23 protein-coding genes are annotated in these 21,281 nt (G+C 51.4%); 7 read left to right on the top strand and 16 right to left on the bottom strand.

Going from position 1 to position 21,281, the window contains the following annotated elements:
* The first annotated feature begins 26 nt into the window (after nt 1-26).
* On the top strand, nt 27-608 hold the full coding sequence (locus AXA67_12485) for a hypothetical protein (GenBank protein ID KXJ40183.1): 582 nt from the start codon (nt 27-29) through the stop codon (nt 606-608).
* Entirely contained in the window at nt 580-1,545 is a 966-nt protein-coding gene (locus AXA67_12480) for a radical SAM protein (GenBank protein ID KXJ39865.1), read from the top strand. Before AXA67_12485 ends, AXA67_12480 begins: the two co-directional genes overlap by 29 nt.
* Here AXA67_12480 and AXA67_12475 read toward each other — a convergent pair.
* Nucleotides 1,542-1,949 (bottom strand): glyoxalase, encoded by a 408-nt coding sequence (locus AXA67_12475; protein ID KXJ39864.1) that lies wholly within the window; start codon nt 1,947-1,949, stop codon nt 1,542-1,544. The genes AXA67_12480 and AXA67_12475 overlap by 4 nt on opposite strands.
* Nucleotides 1,950-2,080: 131 nt before the next feature.
* On the opposite strand from AXA67_12475, the gene AXA67_12470 reads away from it, so the two are divergent.
* Nucleotides 2,081-2,365, top strand: a complete 285-nt coding sequence (locus AXA67_12470) for a hypothetical protein (GenBank protein KXJ39863.1) — start codon at nt 2,081-2,083, stop codon at nt 2,363-2,365.
* A 78-nt stretch (nt 2,366-2,443) separates the two neighbouring features.
* Here AXA67_12470 and AXA67_12465 read toward each other — a convergent pair whose 3' ends face one another.
* The 15 genes from AXA67_12465 to AXA67_12395 form a co-directional block, all read right to left on the bottom strand.
* Nucleotides 2,444-4,024, bottom strand: coding sequence for a hypothetical protein (locus AXA67_12465; protein ID KXJ39862.1), 1,581 nt, complete (start codon nt 4,022-4,024; stop codon nt 2,444-2,446).
* Between the two features lie 273 nt (nt 4,025-4,297).
* Entirely contained in the window at nt 4,298-5,146 is an 849-nt protein-coding gene (locus tag AXA67_12460) for a hypothetical protein (GenBank protein ID KXJ39861.1), read from the bottom strand.
* Between the two features lie 3 nt (nt 5,147-5,149).
* Nucleotides 5,150-6,859, bottom strand: a complete 1,710-nt coding sequence (locus tag AXA67_12455; protein KXJ39860.1) for a hypothetical protein — start codon at nt 6,857-6,859, stop codon at nt 5,150-5,152.
* A 146-nt stretch (nt 6,860-7,005) separates the two neighbouring features.
* Complete coding sequence (locus tag AXA67_12450; GenBank protein KXJ39859.1) at nt 7,006-7,911, bottom strand: hypothetical protein; 906 nt, start codon at nt 7,909-7,911, stop codon at nt 7,006-7,008.
* Nucleotides 7,908-9,350 carry an ATP synthase subunit alpha gene (locus tag AXA67_12445; protein ID KXJ40182.1) on the bottom strand — a complete coding sequence of 481 codons (1,443 nt, stop codon included), beginning with the start codon at nt 9,348-9,350 and terminating at the stop codon, nt 7,908-7,910. Before AXA67_12445 ends, AXA67_12450 begins: the two co-directional genes overlap by 4 nt.
* A 19-nt stretch (nt 9,351-9,369) precedes the next feature.
* Nucleotides 9,370-10,110, bottom strand: coding sequence for a hypothetical protein (locus AXA67_12440; GenBank protein KXJ39858.1), 741 nt, complete (start codon nt 10,108-10,110; stop codon nt 9,370-9,372).
* 1 nt (nt 10,111) lies between these two features.
* On the bottom strand, nt 10,112-10,378 hold the full coding sequence (locus AXA67_12435; GenBank protein KXJ39857.1) for an ATP F0F1 synthase subunit C: 267 nt from the start codon (nt 10,376-10,378) through the stop codon (nt 10,112-10,114).
* A 1-nt stretch (nt 10,379) separates the two neighbouring features.
* Nucleotides 10,380-11,072 carry an ATP synthase subunit A gene (locus tag AXA67_12430; GenBank protein KXJ39856.1) on the bottom strand — a complete coding sequence of 231 codons (693 nt, stop codon included), beginning with the start codon at nt 11,070-11,072 and terminating at the stop codon, nt 10,380-10,382.
* On the bottom strand, nt 11,072-11,356 hold the full coding sequence (locus tag AXA67_12425) for an ATP synthase (GenBank protein ID KXJ39855.1): 285 nt from the start codon (nt 11,354-11,356) through the stop codon (nt 11,072-11,074). The genes AXA67_12430 and AXA67_12425 overlap by 1 nt, the downstream gene beginning before the upstream one ends.
* The gene (locus AXA67_12420; protein ID KXJ39854.1) at nt 11,349-11,753 is read right to left on the bottom strand and encodes an ATP synthase F0F1 subunit epsilon; all 405 of its coding nucleotides are present in this window, start codon (nt 11,751-11,753) and stop codon (nt 11,349-11,351) included. Before AXA67_12420 ends, AXA67_12425 begins: the two co-directional genes overlap by 8 nt.
* Complete coding sequence (locus tag AXA67_12415) at nt 11,750-13,129, bottom strand: ATP synthase subunit beta (GenBank protein ID KXJ39853.1); 1,380 nt, start codon at nt 13,127-13,129, stop codon at nt 11,750-11,752. The genes AXA67_12420 and AXA67_12415 overlap by 4 nt, the downstream gene beginning before the upstream one ends.
* Nucleotides 13,130-13,298: 169 nt before the next feature.
* The gene (locus AXA67_12410) at nt 13,299-14,750 is read right to left on the bottom strand and encodes a nitric-oxide reductase (protein KXJ39852.1); all 1,452 of its coding nucleotides are present in this window, start codon (nt 14,748-14,750) and stop codon (nt 13,299-13,301) included.
* Nucleotides 14,751-14,755: 5 nt separating this feature from the next.
* Nucleotides 14,756-15,346 carry a cytochrome C gene (locus AXA67_12405; protein ID KXJ39851.1) on the bottom strand — a complete coding sequence of 197 codons (591 nt, stop codon included), beginning with the start codon at nt 15,344-15,346 and terminating at the stop codon, nt 14,756-14,758.
* A gap of 156 nt (nt 15,347-15,502) precedes the next feature.
* Nucleotides 15,503-15,808 (bottom strand): hypothetical protein, encoded by a 306-nt coding sequence (locus AXA67_12400; GenBank protein ID KXJ39850.1) that lies wholly within the window; start codon nt 15,806-15,808, stop codon nt 15,503-15,505.
* A gap of 95 nt (nt 15,809-15,903) precedes the next feature.
* Complete coding sequence (locus AXA67_12395; GenBank protein KXJ39849.1) at nt 15,904-16,548, bottom strand: hypothetical protein; 645 nt, start codon at nt 16,546-16,548, stop codon at nt 15,904-15,906.
* A gap of 265 nt (nt 16,549-16,813) precedes the next feature.
* Here AXA67_12395 and AXA67_12390 point away from each other — a divergent pair, with 265 nt between their 5' ends.
* Genes AXA67_12390 through AXA67_12375 form a run of 4 tightly spaced genes read left to right on the top strand, consistent with a single transcriptional unit; the run spans nt 16,814 to nt 21,039 of the window.
* Complete coding sequence (locus tag AXA67_12390) at nt 16,814-17,974, top strand: efflux transporter periplasmic adaptor subunit (protein KXJ39848.1); 1,161 nt, start codon at nt 16,814-16,816, stop codon at nt 17,972-17,974.
* A complete protein-coding gene (locus AXA67_12385; GenBank protein KXJ39847.1) occupies nt 17,971-18,648 on the top strand; it encodes a macrolide ABC transporter ATP-binding protein in 678 nt (225 codons plus the stop codon). The genes AXA67_12390 and AXA67_12385 overlap by 4 nt, the downstream gene beginning before the upstream one ends.
* Complete coding sequence (locus AXA67_12380) at nt 18,645-19,850, top strand: peptide ABC transporter permease (GenBank protein KXJ39846.1); 1,206 nt, start codon at nt 18,645-18,647, stop codon at nt 19,848-19,850. The genes AXA67_12385 and AXA67_12380 overlap by 4 nt, the downstream gene beginning before the upstream one ends.
* Before the next feature lies 1 nt (nt 19,851).
* On the top strand, nt 19,852-21,039 hold the full coding sequence (locus AXA67_12375; protein KXJ39845.1) for a peptide ABC transporter permease: 1,188 nt from the start codon (nt 19,852-19,854) through the stop codon (nt 21,037-21,039).
* Nucleotides 21,040-21,281 lie beyond the last annotated feature (242 nt).

The raw sequence follows: 21,281 nt of genomic DNA, 5'->3' as shown, positions 1-21,281 counted from the left end.
CCGCATTGACCGTTCACGCGGGGGAAATCCTCACAGTAGGTAATTTCTCCGAGGGAGACCTCAAAAATTGGAAGACGAAAAGTTTTGCCGGACAGACCTACTACCAATTCGCCAAATTGAATGACAGAACCGTGCTGAAAGCAGAAAGCAAAGCCAGCGCTTCCGGACTGTTCAAGGAAATCGAAGTGAATGTCGCCAAAACCCCTTATTTGCATTGGTGCTGGCAGCTAATTCAACCGCTGCCGCCGCTCCCGGAAACCAGCAAACCGGGAGACGATTACGCCGCCCGGATATATCTCGTCAAAAAAGGCGGCCTGGCCTTTTGGCGAACCCGGGCCCTCAATTACGTCTGGTCCAGCAGCCAAGCGAAAGAAAGCTTGTGGCCCAATGCCTTTGCGGGTGACAATGTCATGATGTTGGCGGTAAGAAATGCCAAGGACAAACCCGGCCAGTGGCGGTGCGAGAAAAGAGATCTGCGCGCCGACTGGCAACGGGTTTTTGGCAAACCCGCGGAGAAAATCGACGTGATTGCCATCATGACCGACAGTGACAACAGCAAAAAATCGACGGCGGCCTATTATGGCGACATTTGGTTTTCAGAAGATTGAAGTGGAAAACACCACGGACTTTCCCACCATCCGCCGCGGCCGCTTGGAAGTGCTTCAGGTCAATCTAGGCTATCGCTGCAATCTGGCCTGCACCCACTGTCACGTGGACGCCGGCCCCAAACGCACGGAAAGCATGGACCGCTCCACGATCGGGGAAGTGCTGGATTTTCTCCGCCGTGGCCAAGTCAAAACCCTGGATCTTACTGGCGGCGCTCCGGAAATGAATCCTCATTTCCGGCTGCTGGTGTCCAAGGCGCGGCAGTTGGGCGTTCACGTCATTGACCGCTGCAACCTCACCATTCTGGAAGAACCTGGCTATGAAAACCTTGCCGCTTTCCTCGCCGAACAGCAAGTGGAAATCGTCGCATCCCTGCCCTGCTATTTGGAAGACAACGTCGACAAACAACGAGGCAAGGGTGTATTCCAAGCCAGTATCGCCGCTCTGAAAAAGCTCAACCGGCTGGGATACGGCGCAGGCGGCGAACTCAAACTCAACTTGGTATTCAACCCCCAAGGCCCCCGGTTGCCCCCGTCTCAGGAAAGCCTGGAAACCGCCTATAAAGCGCACCTCAGCAAACAATTCGGTATCACCTTCGACCGCCTTTACACCCTGACCAATATGCCCATCCGCCGCTTTGCCCATGCCTTGGAAAGAGAAGGGAAATTGCAGCATTATCTGCAACTTTTGCGAGACAGCTTTGACGCCGCCAATCTGGAAGGATTGATGTGCCGCACAACCATCAGCGTGGACTGGCGAGGTTATGTCTATGACTGCGACTTCAACCAAATGCTCAAGCTGCCTTTAGCTGGTCGTAGAACCCATTTGCGGGAGGTTAGTTTGGATTTGATAGATAACGGTATAATTGCCACAGACGATCACTGTTACGGCTGCACCGCCGGCCAGGGCAGCAGTTGCGGCGGCGCCCTGAAAGCTTAATCAAACAGCCGTTCAGTGCCCGCCACGACGCCTTTCTCGAAGAATTCTATGGCATTACCATCCGGGTCGCGGCAAAACAACGCCCGGCGTCCGGATTTGCTCGCCGAATACACCACGCCTGCTTTTTCCAATGCTTGCCGAATCACTTCCAAATCTGGAACCACCAGGGCAAAATGCCGGTCACGCCCCCCATGCTCAGGGCGGCCTTCCACCGGATCAGGGTTGGGCAGTTCCAGTAAATGCACTTGTTGATGTTCGGCAATCTGTAGCCAGGCACCGGGAAATGGCAAATCCGGGCGCTGGGTTATCTCCATGCCAAGCACCCCACAATAAAAATCCAACGCTCTTTTGGTGTCGGAAACCAGCAAACTCACGTGATGCAAATGAAATGGATTTTTTGCCATTGCAAACTCCTTAATCTAAACATTGGTATTCATTTTACCCGGAATTGATTATGCCCTATCCACAAAATTCCGTTCTTTACAAAATTGCGGCGTTACAATAGCCCCTATTGACTAAGTCACAAGGAACACAAATGCTAAAACTCATAGGAATACTTTTGGTTACCGCGAGCCTGGGGCTTATTGCCTGCAGTGAAGAACAACAGAATCGGCTCGCTCGCATCGGGGTGACCTGGCTGGAAGGCAATTACAAAGTCACTTATGCCGACGGCCCGCATGTGAAAAGTTGGATTGTCCGCAATGGCAAGGTGACTTCCGAACCTGCCAAGGGTTACTACTATTTTTGGACCAAGGTGAACGGCAAAAGCCTTTACGTTCAAACCCCCATTGGCCGTACTTACATTGAAGAAATCCCATAAAATTCCAAGGGCCAATTCAACTAACAGGTTTAACTCTTAATGAAAATGAAAAGGCAGGAGAGATGAGATAGAGAAATTTTATAAGTACATTTCCAATTCATAAAAGGTATCATATATAAAAGAAAATAACGCCAGACGGGCGCTTGGAATATCGCTTTTAATGGGTGAAGCAACAACAATTAAGTATGTTCGCTTACGATCCCCCTTTAAAGCAGAAATTGTTTCTAAGAGCTTAACTTCTGGTTTATTGATTGTATTTGTTTTATCAAAAAAATACCAATACCAAATAACTAGCTTTTTAATACCCCCTGAATTTATATCAATTGAATTTACCACCTTTTCCTTTACATCAAAATCACCTATTGGCAACGTCAATCTTCGCTTGACAATTTTAAGCTGCGACTCAATATTCCTTACAGAACCAGCAGGTGAAACCTTAGAAACATCAAAAAAAGGTTCAAGCTCCCCCACATAAAGCACAACCTCTTTATCTCCTTTTATATATGACTGATACATTTCCGATCTTGCTTGCTCAATAACAGGATACCAGGCCGATGATTTTTCGTAATTCACCTTCCATCCAGCCATCGCTAAAGGAATATTAATTCTTGCAGGTTGCTGAGTAAAATCATGTTTTATTTTATGGGCGACCAAGGGAAAACTTAGTGAAATTAAAACAACAAAGACTCCTGTCTTTATAAGATTATAAATATTACTGGACATAAAAACATTATTACTTTCCTTAGTTTTACATGACTGGTATTTTGCATTATCAGACGAATCGTATTCCCACCAGAAAGACCCGATAAAAAACATTACAGAAACAATTATCCCAAAAAAAATAAGCCCATAAAAAACATGATCAAAGGTAATGGCTACATTCATTCCACTTAAAGCACCTAACATGATCGTGCTGTAAATACGCAACCCATTACCGATAATAGGAAGCAATGCTGATATAGATATAAAAACCAACCTTTTATTATTGTTTTTATAAGCAATATATGCAAACACACACCCTATAATTACAGAGGTTATTAAATATTGAGTCCCACTACATGCTGGAGCCACATACCAATTACCCGTTGGGGTATGAAGTGTTGTCCCTTCTCTATACACTGATACCCCAGTTATTTGCAGCAAAAATTCCGCAATATCAGCGGAAACCTCCATCATTATTGGCACGAGATAATTATGAAGATTTACAGGCGGGACTAAAAACAACAAAAAAAGCAATGGAAAAAGCATATGCTTAAATACAGAGGCGCCTAACACACATAGGAACAATGAAATTAGCAAAGCGACTGAAGCCAACTGCTTGATATAGGAAAAACCCAACAAATCCGCTATTAACCAAACTACGCAGAAAATCAAAAGCAAAATCAACCCTCTCAACTCAGGGTTTGGATTTAAATAGGAAAGATTAATGCGATTTCGCCATAGCAACCAAAGTGATATCGGAAGTATTAAATATCCATAAGTAAATGCTCCATGATCCCGCCAAATTTCCACCATCTCAACAAATGTTTCTTCATATAGTATCAAGACCGCTACTATACATAAAAATAAAACAATTAAAGAAACGATCCAAGAATTATTTATTCTTGAAACAAATTTATCTAGACCTGTGCCTGACATTAGCTTGCCATCAAATCTCATAATGTTTCATAACACCCTTTATTTCCCTTAATTTTTTATATACAGCTATGCGCCATACCTTTATTTTTATCCTATTATTACTAATCATAATTCTTTAATACATGCCAGCACAAGGTTTCTATGCATATTATTCTTCGATTTCAATATAGTTTTTTATGAAGCACGATACCTACCATACCAAAGTAGAATAAAACATACCGAAGGATAGGTTTTGTTAGCACACTGTTCTGGTTCGATTAAATTACCACTAAATAATCTATCGACACCTGACAATCAAGGGCGTTTTATACGGAATGTTTTCCCAGAGAAAGTGAGTACCAGTTCATCGGGTCTGATTTCTTCTAATTTTAAATCTTGAGTGACTTTTTGACCTTCTTCATAACGAACCATATCGACAATAATAAAACGTTCTTGAGGGTCATCTGAATAGGCATGAACGTTGATATTCAGCTTCGGAACCATATGTTGAAAGCTGAGTGGAAGTTCGTCAAGAAATGGAATGCGTTGTTCAGTATAAATTTTTCGGTTTACACTTGGGTGTGACTGAACAATTTGAGAATTTGACGAAGTTTTTATAGATTTAATATTAGTGTTGTCTTCGTTTACAATAGGTTTTGACTGGTCTTTGACCAGCGCTGTTTTTGGTTTTTTAGCTACGATAATTGATTTATGATTGGTTGAGATTTTCGGCTTGAGGCTTTCTGTAGTAATTTTGGTTTTCGATTTTTCCTCACCTCTAACTGGTTTCTTTTCCAGCAGTGTCTCAAGGGAAACTTTATTCTCAACTGAGGCCACTTTAGTTTTTTTTACCTGCTCTGAAGAATGCTTACTCGATTTAATTATCCCTGTTTTCGAAAAGGCGGGGGGATTTTGCCTGGCAAGTGTGATCGATTCGATGGTTGCCACGGTATCAGTCTTTTTGGCTTTATTTTGCCGCTGGTGATACCAAAAAAACAGCAAGAAAGCTGTCAAGTTACAGATTAATAATATAATGAGCAATCGATGCTTGTGTTTTTCTGGTGGTGGTTGTTGTGACTGTAAAATTGCATTTTTTAAATCGGCTTTATTGTCCCGCTGTCTTTCCAGTTCTGCTTTGCGAATAGCTTTGAGTATGTAGGACATAGCTTATTTTAGATATTTCAGTTTAGGGAAGTTTTCTGCTTGAATGCTATTTTGCAGAATGATCATGGTTCTTGACCCCACAATACTGTCCTGTTGTAAACCGTGAAGCTTCTGGAATGTTTTGACACGGTCCTCCAACCGTGTATCAAAGACATCTGGTTGGGGGACATCGATGGAATCTTGCCCATCAATCCGATCCATTTGCTTTCTCAGCCACAAGACATTAGGAGAAGCTTGTCCGGGATAAATCCCTTTCATATTATGAATTAACGGCGATTTCCATAAAATCAAATAATAACCCTGCCAGAATTTAAGCACTTCCTCCAGAGGAAACGTGAGATCTTTGCCATCAACGGAGCGAATGATCGGGTAGCCCCGATCCATTCCAATCAATAGTGCATGACGTTTTCGTCCATCCGGCAGGGAAAACTCCAAAACTGCCGGCCGGTTATACTTCAGAACATCTTTCAAGGAACCATGATCGATTAAGCACCGTAATCCTTTTTGCTTAAGAGAATCACAGTCAATTTTTTTACCATGTGGTGCCTTTTCACCCCAAAGGGCGAGTGCTTGAGCAAACGCATTTTCAAAAGATAATTCTGGGTTGCTGATATATTCAGAAAAGTTTTCAGCGGTTGTTTCCGGCGCCCTCTCCTTTGCGGTTGGTAATGAAGGTATAGCGAATTTTTCAGGGCTCAGTATGTTTTCCGCTTTCAGGGAAATAAAATCCTCTATTGGCGCTTCCTCTACTGGTGTTTCAGTTTTAGTGCGATTTTCGGCGACAACAATGGCCTTGTCAGTAAAAACCGAACTAAAAAACGAAGGGTTTAAATTGAACATAAACAAGCCTGCAGTCACCAGAATCAGTAGAAAAAACAACAAAGATATGCGCCTATATGGCTTGTTTTCGGATTCCAGGACTTCCTTTGCCGCTTGCTCAACTATTTTTGGGGTGACGGTTTTCACCCCGCTTGCATACGCACCCAGCAAGGCGCGGTCACAAAGAAGATTAATCAATCGGGGAATACCCTGAGACAGGGTATAAATACGCTTAATCGCGCTCTTTTTAAAAACATTTTCCTCGCCACCGCTGATGACCAGGCGGTGTTTGATATATAGTTGGGTTTCTTCCAAATCCAGGGGCTCAAGATGATAGCGGGCGGTAATACGTTGATTGAGCTGGCGCAGCTCCTTTTGACTCAGAATTCTTTTGAGTTCCGGCTGCCCAACCAACACAATTTGCAGGAGTTTGGTTTTGGAGGTTTCCAGATTGGTCAACAAGCGTATTTGTTCCAATACCTCCATACTAAGATTTTGTGCCTCGTCAATCAAAAGCACGGTACGTCTGCCACGGGCGTGGGCGTCCAGCAAGTAAGTATTCAGTAAATCGGTAAAGTCTTTCAGGCCCGCTTTTTCCGGGTTATAGTCAATTCCCAGTTCATCACAAATATTGGCCAATAATTCCAAAGAATTCAATTTTGGATTCAGAATCAGCGCTATATCAACATCATCGGGTAATTGTTGTAATAAACCATGACAAAGGGTCGTTTTTCCGGTCCCCACCTCCCCGGTCAACACCACGAAGCCACCGCTATTAATTCCGTACAACAAATGCGCCAAACCTTCCTGATGGCGGCGGCTCATATACAAAAAGGCAGGATCGGGGGCAATGGAAAAAGGCGGTTCCTGGAAATTAAAGTATTGGTTATACAAGGTGGATTCTGAAACAGACCAGTGAATTCATCAACGATTTCATTTTAACATCACGGCGAGGTTGAGCTTCTCTTCTCAGTTCGAGTCTCAATAGAAAACCACAAATTTGCTTACCGCACTGCCATGCTTGGATTCACGATGGGCAACTACTCGCCCATGCCGGAAGAAGACCACCCATGAGGCCACTGGCAGTTACCACGATGTTTTTTCACCGCCAATTCCGTTGCCACAGCCTGGGCGCTGAGGAGGATTTGTTCAATTTCTTCAGTGATCTCTTCTTGCCTTAGGATGTTGCGTTGAATCTTGAGTTTCTCGGTTTGTTCATCCAGACGCTTGAGTGCGCCTTCCAGGTGTTGGATACGCCGCTGGTGTTCGGCCAGTAGCGCGCTGTAGAACAGGGCGTGAAGAGCGGCGAAAAGGTAATGGTCGGTCAGTTCGGTCAAAAATTGCTGGGGGGGGAGATATAAAAAAGGGGGACCGGCTTTTTCCGGCGGCGGCACCTCCAGGGATTGGAAGGGCGGCAGGAGTGAAGTCCTCCTGATTTCATCGACGGTGTGGTAGATGGCCGATACCCCGGCAATTTGCTTTGTGCGTTCCAATTGATCTAAGGTTTCCACCACTTGTTGCAGGACGGGAGGCACTTCTTCAGCCACGGCCGCCCCTGCCAAACTGGTAATCACCCTGCTGTCTTCCGCCAGTTTTTCCCCCAGCTTGCTTCCCACCGGCAGCCAAAAGGGCTGGCACTGTAATTTTTGACAGTGCATTATTACCCGTTCTATCAGCGCTTCGTTGTAGTCACCGCAGAAACCCCGCTCGGAACCCACAATGACAAAGATCATGGGCCCTGATTTGGGAACAGGCGTAAAATCGTGGTAAAAATGCAGAAAATCGGCACCGGCTCTTTCAATGGATTGCACGGCTTGTTGTTGCGCTTCAATAAATGCCGACAATTTGCGGGTTTCCATAAAGGACAGGTTTTTCATCGCCGCCATGATCTCGCGGATCTCACCCAAGGTTTGCAGGTGGGTTTCCACCTCCCGGCGCCGGGTCATGTCTGCAACCAGTCCTGCAGGTGCCGCACCCAAACCTCCCTGGGATCTTCCAGGCGCAAACCAGCAGCTTGAACCTTGTCTTCGAGCATTGGCAGCTTAGCAGCGGCCTCTGGCGGAGAAAACGCATCGAACAGACCTTCATTGAAAGCAATCAGCCAGGCCAGATGAAATTCTATGGGCAGTGGATGCAAACGGTCCTGCTTGAGAATCTCGCGCAAAATGCGGCCACGATGGAGTTTACGCGCCATGGTTTCTTCCAGCTTGGCGCCAAAGCGGGTGAAGACTTCTAGTTCCAGAAATTGGAGATAGTCCAACTTCATCTGCCCCGCTTCTTCTTTGATCCTGGGATGCTGGGCCTTGCCGCCTATGCGGGAAACCGATCTACCGATATCGATAGCGGGCCGGAAACCGGCGGCAAAGAGATGTTGATCGAGATAAATCTGGCCATCGGTAATGGAAATCAGATTGGTGGGAATATAGGCGGCGATTTCTCCCTGTTTGGTTTCCACGATGGGCAAGGCAGTCATGCTGCCACCGCCATAATCCGCCGACAGGCGGGTGGAACGCTCCAGCAGGCGCGAGTGGAGATAAAAAATATCCCCTGGATAGGCTTCCCGCCCGGGAGGCCGGCGCAGCAACAATGAGAGTTCCCGGTAAGTATAGGCGTGGGTGCTCAGATCGTCATAGACCACCAGAGTGTCCCGGCCCCGGCGCATCCAATATTCGGCAATCGCGCAGCCCGCCATGGGCGCCAGATATTTGAGCCCGGGCAGGGCGAAAGCCTCGCCGACGACAACCGTGGTGTATTCCATGGCACCGAATTTGCGCAGGGTTTCCAAGGTAGCCACCACGCTGGAGCGCTTTTGCCCAATCAGCACATAAATACAATTCACATGCTGGCCGCGCTGATGGATAACGGTATCCAGAGCCAAAGAGCTGCGCCCGGTACCCTCGTCGCCGATAATGAGCTGACGTTGCCCCCGCCCGATGGGAATCATGGTATCGATGATTTTGGCGCCGGTATACAAAGGGGTCTGGACGAAGTCCCGTTCGATGATGGGAGGAGAAGGGGCATCCAGGGGTTGCTGCACGGCGCACACCGGCGGCTCCAGGCCATCGAGGGGATTGCCCAAAGGATCCACCACCCTGCCCAACAGCGCATCCCCCACTGGAATACTCAGAATACGCCCGGCCCGGTGGACCACGGTCCCGGCGGTGAGTTGATCGGTTTCTCGCAACAGAATCGCCCCTACCCGGGTTTGATCCAGGGCAAACACCATTCCCTCGCTGCCATCGTCGAACGCCAATAGATCATCCATGGCCGCAGAAGGCAGCCCCGCAATCCAGGCAATGCCGTCACCCACCGAGAGCACCGTCCCCTGCTCCACCAGGCGGGGCTGAAGTGAATACTGTTGCAAGCGCGCTTGCAGCGCCCGGATTAGTGTATTTTGTTCGTGGTCAGAGGTGGCCATGGGCGAAGAACTCCAATTCATCCTTGAGGTTGGCGCGGATCACATAGGCGCCCAGATCCATACGCACCCCGGCCATTAAAGAAGCGTCTTCGACGAAGTGAATTTCCAGATCATCCCCCAGAAATTGTTCAAGGGCGTTTGTCAAAGCTTGTTGATGTGACGTGGAAAGCGGATACGCGGAGATGACCCGGATTGGCCCAGGGTTGCTTTGATACTCCCGTCGCAAGGTTTGACGATGGTCCTTCGGCCATTGGTGTAAATCTTCCAGCAACAGGGTGATCAGTCTTTGGTGAAGGTGTTCATCCGCCAGACGCTCGAGCAACTTGGCAACAAAAGCCGCCCCTAGTTTCAGGGCTTGTTGTTCGGCATGGCGGCGCCATTCACGCTTTTCCTGCTCCCAGACCACTTCCGCCTTTTTACGGACCTCGGCCAATTCCTGTTCAATAGCCTGGAGGCGGCGCTGGCGCTCGGCCTCGATTTCTTGTTGCAGCGCCTTCCAGGCCTGTTTTTTTTCTTTTTCCCAATCCGCCAGACGGTTTTCGTAACGGGCCTTCATTGCCTCGGCTTCCTGTTTGAGGCGGTCGGCTTCGGTTAATCTGGCTTCGATGGCTTGTTGACGGCGCTCGATGGTCTGTTTGACCGGCAAATACAAAAAGCGCTTGAGCAGCCATACCAGAACCAGGAAATTGATGATTTCCAGGACAAAGGTGGACCAGTTGATTTCCATGTCAGAGAACGTATTCCAACAACGGATTGCGGAATAAGATAATCAGGATAATCACCAGGCAATAAATGGCCAGCGACTCAATCATCGCCAGGCCGATGAATAAGGTCCGCATCAAAATCTTTTCTGCCTCCGGTTGCCTGGCCAAGGCATCCAGGGCTTGGGCAATGGCCCGCCCCATCCCCAATCCCGGCCCCAAGACACCGATACCAATGCCCAAAGCCGCCGCTACCGTCGAGCCCAATACGATCCACGTCATATCATGCGCCATTTCAACTGCCCCTCTCTTCCATCGTTTCCCGCCGGATATGGGATTGAATCCCCCCGGCAATATAAACCAACGCCAACATTCCGAAAATATACGCCTGCACCAGCGCCTCCACGATATGCAGCATCAAAATTGGCACCGGCACCAAAAAACCCGCCAACATCAATACAATCAACGCCACCAGATCCAGGCTCATCATATTGCCGAACAAGCGCACCGCCAAGGCTACCGTGCGGCTGATCTCGCTCACCAAATGAAAAGGGAGCAAAAAAGGAAAAGGCCGGACATAATGAATCAAATAACGTTTGATTCCCTGGCTGCGGATGCCAAACCAATGCACCGATAAGAAAACCAACAGCGCCAGGGCCGAGGTAATCGACAAATCCCGGGTGGGGGATTGCAATCCGGGAATCAGGCCAATCAAATTGGCCGCCAACAGGAACCACCACAATCCCATAATGAAAGGCGCCACCAATGCCACGTGCTGGGGTAGCACCTGGCGGACCGCGTCTTCCATCGCCAGCACCGCTCCCTCTATGGCGGTCTGAAGCAATCCCGGTTTCAATGCATGCCGCCGGGCCAGCCACCACCCCGCGAGCCAGAGAAAAAAAGTCAGCGCCAGGGCGGTCAAGAAAGTATCGGTCAATTGCACCGGCCCTAAGGAAAACAAGACGCGGGGAAATATCTCGCCGCCCATCAATCCTCCCGGAACAACAACCAGAGATTGACAATGCCCAGCGCCAGCCCCACCAGGATCAGGCTCAAGGTCCATTGAAACGAATAGCCGGGCAACAAGCTGTCAAGCCAACGGCCAAGATAAGCACCGGCCACCACTGGCAGAACCAAAACCAGTCCCGCGGTCCCCAGATACGTCAACTGCGCCAGCAGGGTGCGTTCTTCTTCCGCCGCCCGTTTGATACGCTGAACCTGGCGCTTGATTATCCGGGGCCACAATTGCAGATCGCCCCGTGAATCAGACACGGTATTTCCTTCCCAACTCCCACAAGCGTTTGAACATTTCCTCCTCCATTTTGTGGAGGCTTTGCTTGATTTGCCGCAATTGCTGTTCCTCTTTGGCCAACTGGGTTTCCAGAACAGCGCTGATCTGGTCCAAATTCCGGTCGCGGATGAAACGGCGGGTGCTCAGATAAATTTGATTGTCAATCAAATACAAAAGCGCTCCCGGCAAAGCCAAATATTCCCAATCCTGGCCGGTGCGGAAACGGGCCAAGCCAAACTCCAGCGAGGTCATCATCCGCACGTGGCCCGGCCACAGGCTGAAACTGCCGGTTCCGTCACGGCCCCAGAAAGCGGCGACATTGTCGATCTGCTCCGTATGGGTGGCGTCTTGTAAATGCAGCACCATCTTTCCGTTCATGATTCCATTGTCCCGCGCATATAACAAGCTTCTTCGGCAAGATCGTCATATTTACCCGCCAGAAAGCCCTCGCAATCTTCCAGCGTCTTCTCCAAGGGCACGGATGCCCCCTTGATGCCGGTGTAATGGGCGGTGACGTGAAAGGGCTGGGTCAAATACCGTTGCAGACGCCGGGCCCGGTGGACGATACGGCGATCTTCCAGTGAAAGTTCTTCCAATCCCAACATGGCAATCACATCCTGAAGCTCGGCATAGCGGGCCAAGTGTTCCCTTACCCCCTCGGCGATAGTGTAATGGCGGTCACCCAAAAAATGGCGGTCCATCATTTTGCTGCCGGAACGTAGCGGGTCCACCGCCGGATAAAGCCCTTGGGCAGCGATTGCCCGGGACAAAATCACGGTGGTGTCGAGATGGCTGAGGATGGCGCTGACGGCAGGATCGGTCATATCATCAGCGGGCACGTAGACCGCTTGCACCGAAGTGACCGCGCCCTTTTGGGTGGAAACGATCCGCTCTTCGATTTCCGCCACTTCGGTATTCAAGGTGGGTTGATAGCCGACGGTGGCGGGCATTCTCCCCAGCAAGCTGGAAATTTCGCTGCCAGCCTGGACGAACCGGAAAATATTATCCACCAGAAACAGGACTTCCTTGTGTAAAGAGTCCCGCAGATATTCGGAATAGGTCAGTGCCGTCAGGCCGACCCGGAAACGCACTCCGGGAGATTCGTCCATTTGCCCGAACACCAACAGGGATTTCTCCATCACCCCGGCGGCTTGCAGCTCTTTCCACAACTCGTGTCCTTCGCGGATGCGCTCCCCGACGCCGGCAAACACCGACACCCCTTGATGCAGGGAAATCACCGCGTGCATGAATTCCATAATCAGCACCGTCTTCCCCACGCCAGCGCCGCCAAACAAGCCAGTCTTGCCGCCCCGGACAAAAGGGCACAGCAAATCGATGACCTTGATGCCGGTCTCGAGAATACCCGTGATGCCCACCGCCTCGCTGAGGGCCGCGGGCCGGGCGTGAATGTTGCGATATTCCTGGGTTGCCAGCGGCGCCTGGCCGTCCAAAGGCTCGCCAAAGACATTGAGAAGCCGCCCCAAACAGGCATCGGTCACCGGCACATGAAGAGGAGCCTGAGTGTCATACACCGGCATCCCCCGCTGCAGTCCAGTGGTCCGGTGGAGGGTAATCGCCCGCACGTGGCGTTCATCCAGATGCTGGTGGACCTCGAAGGTATATTCCTCGTGATCCAGCGCCGCGCATAGCGCTTGGTGCAGTGGCGGAAGACGGTCACAGGCAATCACCACCACCGGGCCATGGACTTCGGCAATAGTGCCGATGGGGATTTTGCCGTTAGCTTCTTCCTCCATGGGAATACCTGCTTTTATACTGAGGGAAATGCCGATGAATCCATACCACTGAACGAAAGGCGGATACTAGTGGAGATGCCGACGGCCTAGATGGCCGCCGGCTAGCTTGTTTGGAATGTATTTACGGCATTCTAAAAAAACCGCCCAACATCGTAATGTAACTATGTATCTATGCCGATGTCAACGCAGGCTCTTCCTCCAAGGCTTCCACCGCACGGGTTTCGTATTTGCCGACCGTCAATAAATCCCAAACCAAAAGCGCAAACCCGGCAATGGTTACCCAGCCGAACAACATCCGCCAGGCCATGGACTCCACGAACCAGGGATGGGTCTGGGCGGCAAAGTAGGCGCTCCAGGTGGAGCCCCCTTGGGCGCGTTCGATGAAAGATTGCTCGTAACCGGCAATCAACAGCGCCATGGTCATCCCCATCACCCCCACGCTCAATAGGGTCATGGCCCATTTCCAACGCCAGCCGCCGAGCAGATTGGCCCCCATCCAGACATCGCCGCGCCAGCGCTGTACCGCCAAATAGAAGAAAGCAATATTAATCGTGGCATAGGCGCCAAAGAAGGCCAAATGACCGTGCGAGCTGGTCCATTGGGTGCCGTGGGTATAGAGGTTCACCTGCGGCAAGGTGTGCATGAATCCCCACACGCCAGCTCCCAGAAAGTTACCGAAAGTGTGGGCGATAATCCATGCCAAAGCGGGATGGTTGCGGTTCTTCAAGTGATGCACCCCAGCATCATAGATAGAGTGGACCACCATTGCCACCAGCGGAATAGGCTCCAGAGCCGAGAAAAAGCCGCCAATGGATAGCCAGTATTCAGGCTGTCCGGCCCAAAAATAATGATGTCCCAATCCCAGAATTCCCGAGCCGAACATCAGCGCCACTTCGATATAAAGCCAGGTTTCGACAATTTTGCGGCGCGCCCCCAGGATATGGATAAGGCTCCAGGCCACCATACAACCCACCAGCACTTCCCAGGTGGCTTCCACCCAGAGGTGGACCACCCACCACCACCAATATTGGTCGATGGAAATATTGGTGACAAAGAACATCCCGGCCAAATACAAGCCCGCCAGGGCAATCAGATCGAGAGTCAACACTCCGGCGATACCTGACCATTTCCCCTTGGCGAAAGTCATGGCAACGTTATAGAAGAATATCAGCATGACTATAACAATGCCGATATCCGCCCACCGGGGCGCTTCGATATATTCACGGCCTTCGTTGATGAACCAACGGGTAAAATCGTTGCCAGGCCCGGTCTGCACCAACAAATAAACCAACACCACGACGGTCACTGCGGCGGTCAACAGCCAAAACCCTAAGTTGCCCAATTTCAACCCGACCACTTCCCGTCCGCTTTCTTCCTCCAGGAACCAATAGACCGATCCAATAAACCCATAGAGCATCCATACAATCATGGCGTTGATATGGACCATGCGGTTCACGTTAAAATCCAGGATACCGTGAAGAAAATCGGGATGCAGATATTGCGCCCCGGCCAACAAGCCAAACAACAGTTGGGCGAAAAATAAAATCACCGCCACCGAAAAATATTTGATGGCCAGCTTTTGGCCGCCATTTAAATAATTACTGTCAAATGCTCTGACCATAGCCTTCACCCCCCAGTCTTGAAGTTATATGGAAATCCATTGGTATTGATGGATGACATCCATTTAAGAAAAGCGATAATGCCCTTGGCTTCTTCTTCGGTGATGCCCAGATTGGGCATTTTGCGTCCGGTGCCGTAAGTCCTGGCATTGCCCTCCGGATCCATGAGAAACATTTTCATCAATTGGGGACGCACCGCTTCCGGCCCCCAGGCGGGATCCAGCCAGGCCTTGGTCAAATCCGGGGCATAATAAGCGCCGTTGCCCAGCAAGGTATGACAATTCATACAGTTCTTTGCCTGGATGGTCTTTTTCCCCAACGTAACCCATTTTTCCGCCTCGCTCGCATCCATGATCTTGCCAAACAGCGGCGCCTCCCCGGCAATGACCGGCACCGAACGCCTTTGTTTCTCATCGTATTGATAATCGATGTGCTTGTTGATAACGGTATAATCTGGCACCCGGACCGTACCCGCCATGGTTTGACGCATGGTGTCAAAGGTCAAAAAAATCAGGACGACGAAAGATCCCGCCGTCACCCAAATAGCCGTTTTTTTCCAAAAATTGGTTGATGCCCAAAATGGTATGTTTTCCATCATTCACTCCCCTTTAGAATGTATTTCGATAGATCATGGCGGGGATCGGGATTGGCTTTTGGGAATGTTGGCGGCCTGGATGGCCACCATCAAGCCCTCAGGGATGAGTTAACGGCGTTTCCCAAAAGCCAATCCCGATCCCTATATTGAGACAGCCTCTTAGTCAGCTTCACTTTCATGGGTAGCCACGCACAATCGCCAAATCAACAGTGGCGCCAACCCATACCCTACCAATAACAGAACCGCCAAAATCCGCCACGTCCCGTTCAGATTGCCTAACACCGCCAATCCCGCGGTAGCGATGGCCAGTATCCCATAACTGACAGCGGCGATAACCAAAAAAGCCTTTTTCCCTTGCAACCGCCCCAAGGCATAGAACGCCGCATAACAAAACGCCGCCAAAATGACCAAAGCAGCATCAAAGAAAAACAAAAAGAAATTCCCCAGGGCAACGGGTTCAATCACAATAGCGGCTCGCTTATGTAGTAGATAATATGCATGTTAAAGAATAAACCGCCATGTTGTAAACCCATTTTGACTCCTTATTAAAATTCTTTTATCTACTCACGCTCATACACGTGAGTCAGCCAAGTCCATGTCTGGTTCTGATAACACTTTCGAAAACCCTGGGCGTTGATCCATTGTTCGATCTTTTGGGGATCATGGACAAAGGTGCGAAATTCACTGCCGCGCCAGGCTAAAAAACTATTCAGTAACTTGATGCTGAGGCGGGTCAGCCAGATATCCCGGGGATAGGTCAGGGCAATGGCTCTGTTGGTATGGGACACAGCGCATGCCAACAACGACTTGGCATCGGGATAACAGCAAATGACTTTGTCGAGGAGCGTGATATCGGCCGATTCCAAATCCTTGGATATCGCTAGAAAGTCCCCCTGGAGGTAACGCACGCGGTCTGCCAAGCCCTGCTGGCTGGCCAATTTCTCCGCCTCGGCCAACATACTGGCAGACAAGTCCACGCCTGTTGCCTTGCTGGCGCCATGCCGCAATAGCCATTGATGCAAATACCCCACCCCGCAGCCGATTTCCAACAAGCTGGCGCCTTGGTATCTCACTTTGTCCAATCCCGCCACTAACTGGCGTTGGGTTTTCTCCAAGCCAAAAATTTGGTAACGCAGGCGATAATAACGGGCAAGACGGGAAAATAATCCACTCGCCGCATTGGCATGGCCGCAACATTCCAACATGATTCCTCCAGCGCGTTGGATTCTGTAGACTTAGCTTACCATCATTTCATTTTAAGAAGTAATACAGATCGGCACCTGCTCAAGGACCGCGTCATTTAAACGCGTTAAGTATTGATAGCAGGGGCAGGTGGTCTGATTCGAAAACCTCGCCGGCAGGGAGGCCGGCGTGGAGCCTACAGGACGTATTCACGGCGTTTTTCGAAGCAGACCACCTGCCCCGGCTTGAGTAGATGACGGAGCCTTGGCGCTTTGCCGAGTGAATACCATGCCACGATTACCCTTACGCCCTTTGCTTATTATTTTGCTCAGCCTCGCCGGCATTGGCGGCATGGTATGGTATTTCACCCGTCCGCAACCGGTACCCGTGCGTGTTCATAAAGTGGCGCGCGGGGTGGTGGAGCAAACCGTGGCCAACACCCGGGTGGGAACCGTCAAGGCGTGCCAGCGCAGCCGCCTCTCCACCAATATTGGCGGTCAGATTGAATCCCTGTGGGTCCACGAAGGGGATCAGGTCAAAAAAGGGCAATTATTGCTAAGCCTGTGGAACCGAGATCTCAAAGCTCAGGTCGCCTTGGCCGAAAGCGAAATAGAAACCGCCCGGGCAACCGCCAGAGCCGCATGCCTGCGAGCCGCCAACGCCCGCACGGAAGCAGCCAGGCTGCGTCCCCTCCTGAAAAAGCAACTGATCTCCCAAGAACTGTTCGATCAAACCGCCACCGAAGCCAAGGCCAAAAGTCAAGATTGCCAAGCTGCCCGGGCGACCGTCGCCATCCGCCAAGCCCGACTCAGATTGGCGCAAGCGCAACTCGCCAAGACGGTGTTATATGCGCCTTTTGATGGCGTGGTGGCAGAAGTCTATGGTGAAGTCAGTGAATATATCACCCCTTCCCCGCCGGGTGTCGCCACTCCCCCCGCCATCGATTTGATAGCCAGTGGATGCTTCTATGTCTCGGCGCCCATCGACGAAATCGACAGCGCCCACCTCAAACCCGGCCTTGAAACCCGCATTCATATTGACGCCTTTGGCAAGCAGCATTTTCCCGGGCGGCTGCGGCGTATCGCCCCCTATGTTCTGGAAAAGGAAAAACAAGCCCGCACCGTGGAAGTGGAAGTCAATTTCGTCAATCCCGGCGATGAAAAGCGCCAGCGCGCGGGCTACAGCGCCGACGTGGAAATCATTCTCGCCCGCCGCGACGGTGTTTTGCGCATTCCCACCGAAGCGGTCAAGGAAAATCAAACTGTCTTGATTTTCAATCAAGACACCAGCCGCTTACAAGCGCGCCAAATTGAAACCGGCCTCAGTAACTGGGAATGGACCGAGATCAAACAGGGATTAAAAGCAGGGGAACTTGTGGTGATTTCCTTGGATCGGGAAGGCGTGAAAGCGGGAGCGCCGGCGGTCATTGAGCAGGATGAGAGCTCGTGATTGAACTGAAAGACATTGAACGCACTTTTTGGGTAGGCGGCGAACCCGTTCATGCGCTCCGCGCCATCAATCTGACCATTGCGGCGGGCGAATACCTGTCTGTCATGGGACCATCGGGCTCGGGAAAAAGCACGCTGCTCAATGTCCTTGGCCTCCTCGACCGCCCCAATCGGGGCAGCTACCGGCTGGATGGGGTGGAAACCACCAGCTTGGACGAAGAAGCCCGGGCCCTGATGCGGCAACAAAAGATCGGCTTTGTGTTTCAAGTATTTCATTTGATTCCCCGATTGACCGCCGCGGAAAATATAGAACTGCCCATGATGCTGGCAGGCATTCCCGCCGCTCAACGGCGCCAAAGGGTCAACGAACTCCTTGGCAATTTTTCTCTCAGCGACCGGGCCCGGCACCGTCCCGCGGAACTCTCGGGCGGGCAACAGCAGCGGGTAGCCATTGCCCGGGCGATTGCCATGCGGCCTTCCTTGATCCTCGCCGATGAACCGACCGGCAATCTGGATCACGCTTCCGGACAGGAGGTGATCGATGTTTTGGAAACCCTCAACCGTCAAGGTCCCACGCTGATTCTAGTCACCCACGACCGGGAATTGGGCGCCCGCGCCCATCGGCGTATCGAAATGCGTGACGGGGAAATTCTTTTGGACTCAGGCAGACAATGACATTCCGTGACCGGCTCGGTTTTGCTTTTCATGCCCTGACTGCCTACCCGCTAAGGACCGGCCTGACACTATTGGCAATGGCGGTGGCCACGGCCGCGGTGATCCTGCTCACCGCCCTGGGCGACAGTGCCAGGCGTTATGTTGTGGACCGCTTTGCCGGCCTTGGCACCAACCTTCTCATAGTCCTGCCGGGCCGCAATGAAACCCGGGGTGGACCACCGCCTTTGCTTGGTGAAACGCCCCGTGACCTGACTCTTGACGACGCCTTGGCGTTGCTGCGCAGCAGCGCCATTGAAAGGGTCGCGCCGATTGTCGTCGGTTCCGCGCCGGTGCAATATGGCAACCGCAGCCGGGAAAGCAATATCATCGGCACCACCTCGTCTTTTTTCGAGATTCGCCGTCTGGAAATGGCGCAGGGAAAATTCCTGCCTGGCGGCGATCCCCATCGTGGCCGCCCCGTGGTCGTACTGGGAAAGACGATAAAACAGGCACTGTTCCGCGAAGAGCCCGCCCTCGGGCGTTGGCTAAGAATTGCCGACCGCCGCTTCCGGGTCATCGGGATTTTACAAAGCAGCGGCCACGCCCTGGGCGAGGAATTGGATAAAATCGCCGTGATACCAGTCACTTCCGCCCAAGTTTTGTTCAATACCCCAGGTTTGTTCCGTATCCTGGTCCAGGCCAGCCGACGAGATGTGATTACCCGGGCGAAACAAGCCATCGAAACCATCATTCAAACCCGCCATGAAGGGGAAAACGATATTACCGTCTTGACCCAGGACGCCATCCTGTCAGCCTTTGACCGCATTCTCCGAAGCCTGACACTCGCTGTGGCGGGCATCGCCGCCATCAGCTTGATTGTGGCCGGCATCTTGATTATGAACGTGATGCTGATTTCCGTGGCCCAGCGCACCCCGGAAATCGGCCTTTTGAAAGCCCTCGGCGCCAGCACCGCCAGGATATTGCAATTGTTCCTGGCTGAAGCTCTGGTCTTGTCCTTGCTAGGGGCCGGTTGCGGCATGACGCTGGCCCTGAGTACCCTGGCGGTGCTCAATCGTTTTTGGCCCGCTGTAGCACTGCAGGCTGCCCCTTGGTCTTTGCCCATGGCGGCGGTAGTCGCCCTGGGCACAGGGCTTATGTTTGGCTTGTTACCGGCGCGGCGGGCAGCCCGTCTTGACCCGGTAATCGCTCTGCATCCCCATTAATATGCGCGGCATCGATTATTTTTTTCTGATATTCAAGTCGGTAACCGCCTATGGCAGCCGCAGCTTTCTCACTGGCTTGGGGATTGCCATCGGCATTGCCGCGGTGGTCCTGCTCACGGCCATTAGCGGCGGCGTGGAACGGTTCGTACTGGCGCAATTCACCCAATTTGGCACCCATCTCGTTGCGGTGACACCAGGAAAATCCCAAACCTTTGGCGCCTCTGCCGCCCTGATTAGCACGGTAAGACCGTTGACGGTGAACGATGCCCGAGCCCTGCGCCGTTTGCCTTACGCACTCGGCGTGGTCCCCATGGTAATGGGCAATGTGGAAGTCAAGACCGGCGAACACACGCGCCGCACTACTTTATACGGGGTCGGTCCCGAATTGCCTAAGGTCTGGCAAATGCGTCCGGCAGTGGGCCGCTTTTTGCCCCCGGGCAATCGTCCCTTGGTGGTGTTGGGAACCAAAGTCCGGCATGCGCTTTTTGGAACCCGCTCGCCGTTGGGCCGGCGACTTCGTATCGCCGGGGAAAGTTACCGCATTGTCGGAGTCACGGCGCCGAAGGGAAAAATGCTGGGATTCGACTTGGACGATGCGGTTTACATCCCGGTCAAACGCGCCCTCGGCATTTTCAACCGGGAAAGCCTGATGGAAATCGATATCCTTTACCGTCCCGAACTAAACAGCAATCAGGTAGTCAAGCGGGTACGCGAATTACTGCTCCGCCGCCATGGCCAGGAAGATTTCACCTTGATTACCCAGGACCAAATGCTGGAAACCCTGGGCTCGATTTTAGACGTGCTGACCATGGCCGTGGGGACCTTGGGGGGAATATCATTGGTCGTCGGCGGCATCGGCATTCTCACCATCCAAACCGTCGCCGTCACCGAACGGCGTGGCGAAATCGGCCTGTTGAGGGCCTTGGGAGCGCGGCGCCGGCAAATCTTGCTGCTGTTTTTAGGAGAAGCCATGCTATTGGCCCTGCTTGGCGGCAGCGCCGGACTTGCCATCGGCAGCGGCGGGGCCGGACTTATCGCTTTATTCGTGCCGGAAATTCCCGCCCGCGTCCATTGGGATTACGCGCTGCTGGCAGAAGCAATTGCAATAAGCGTTGGCCTGATTAGTGGCGTAATGCCAGCCTGGCGGGCTTCTAGACTGGATCCTGTGGTGAGTTTGCGGGCGGAATAATGAAAAACCAGCTTAACATCATTAACCTAGACGTTAGTCAAAAAATTTCACTTCCAACCTCTACGAAACCTTTTTGATTTCTAAATTTGAGTCAGGTTCTGTTAAGCTTAGATGGCAAAAGCGTTGGATAATAGCATTACCTTTCTTTAAGGAACCGCTGAATTATTCAGCGGTTCCTGTGATCCAAGGAAGATGAAATGGCGCATAAAATAGTGGTGCTGGCGCCGAAAAGCGCGTGATGC

It is taken from the genome of Methylothermaceae bacteria B42, assembly GCA_001566965.1.
Lineage (GTDB): Bacteria > Pseudomonadota > Gammaproteobacteria > Methylococcales > Methylothermaceae > Methylohalobius.
This window is presented reverse-complemented; position numbering and strand designations above follow the sequence as displayed.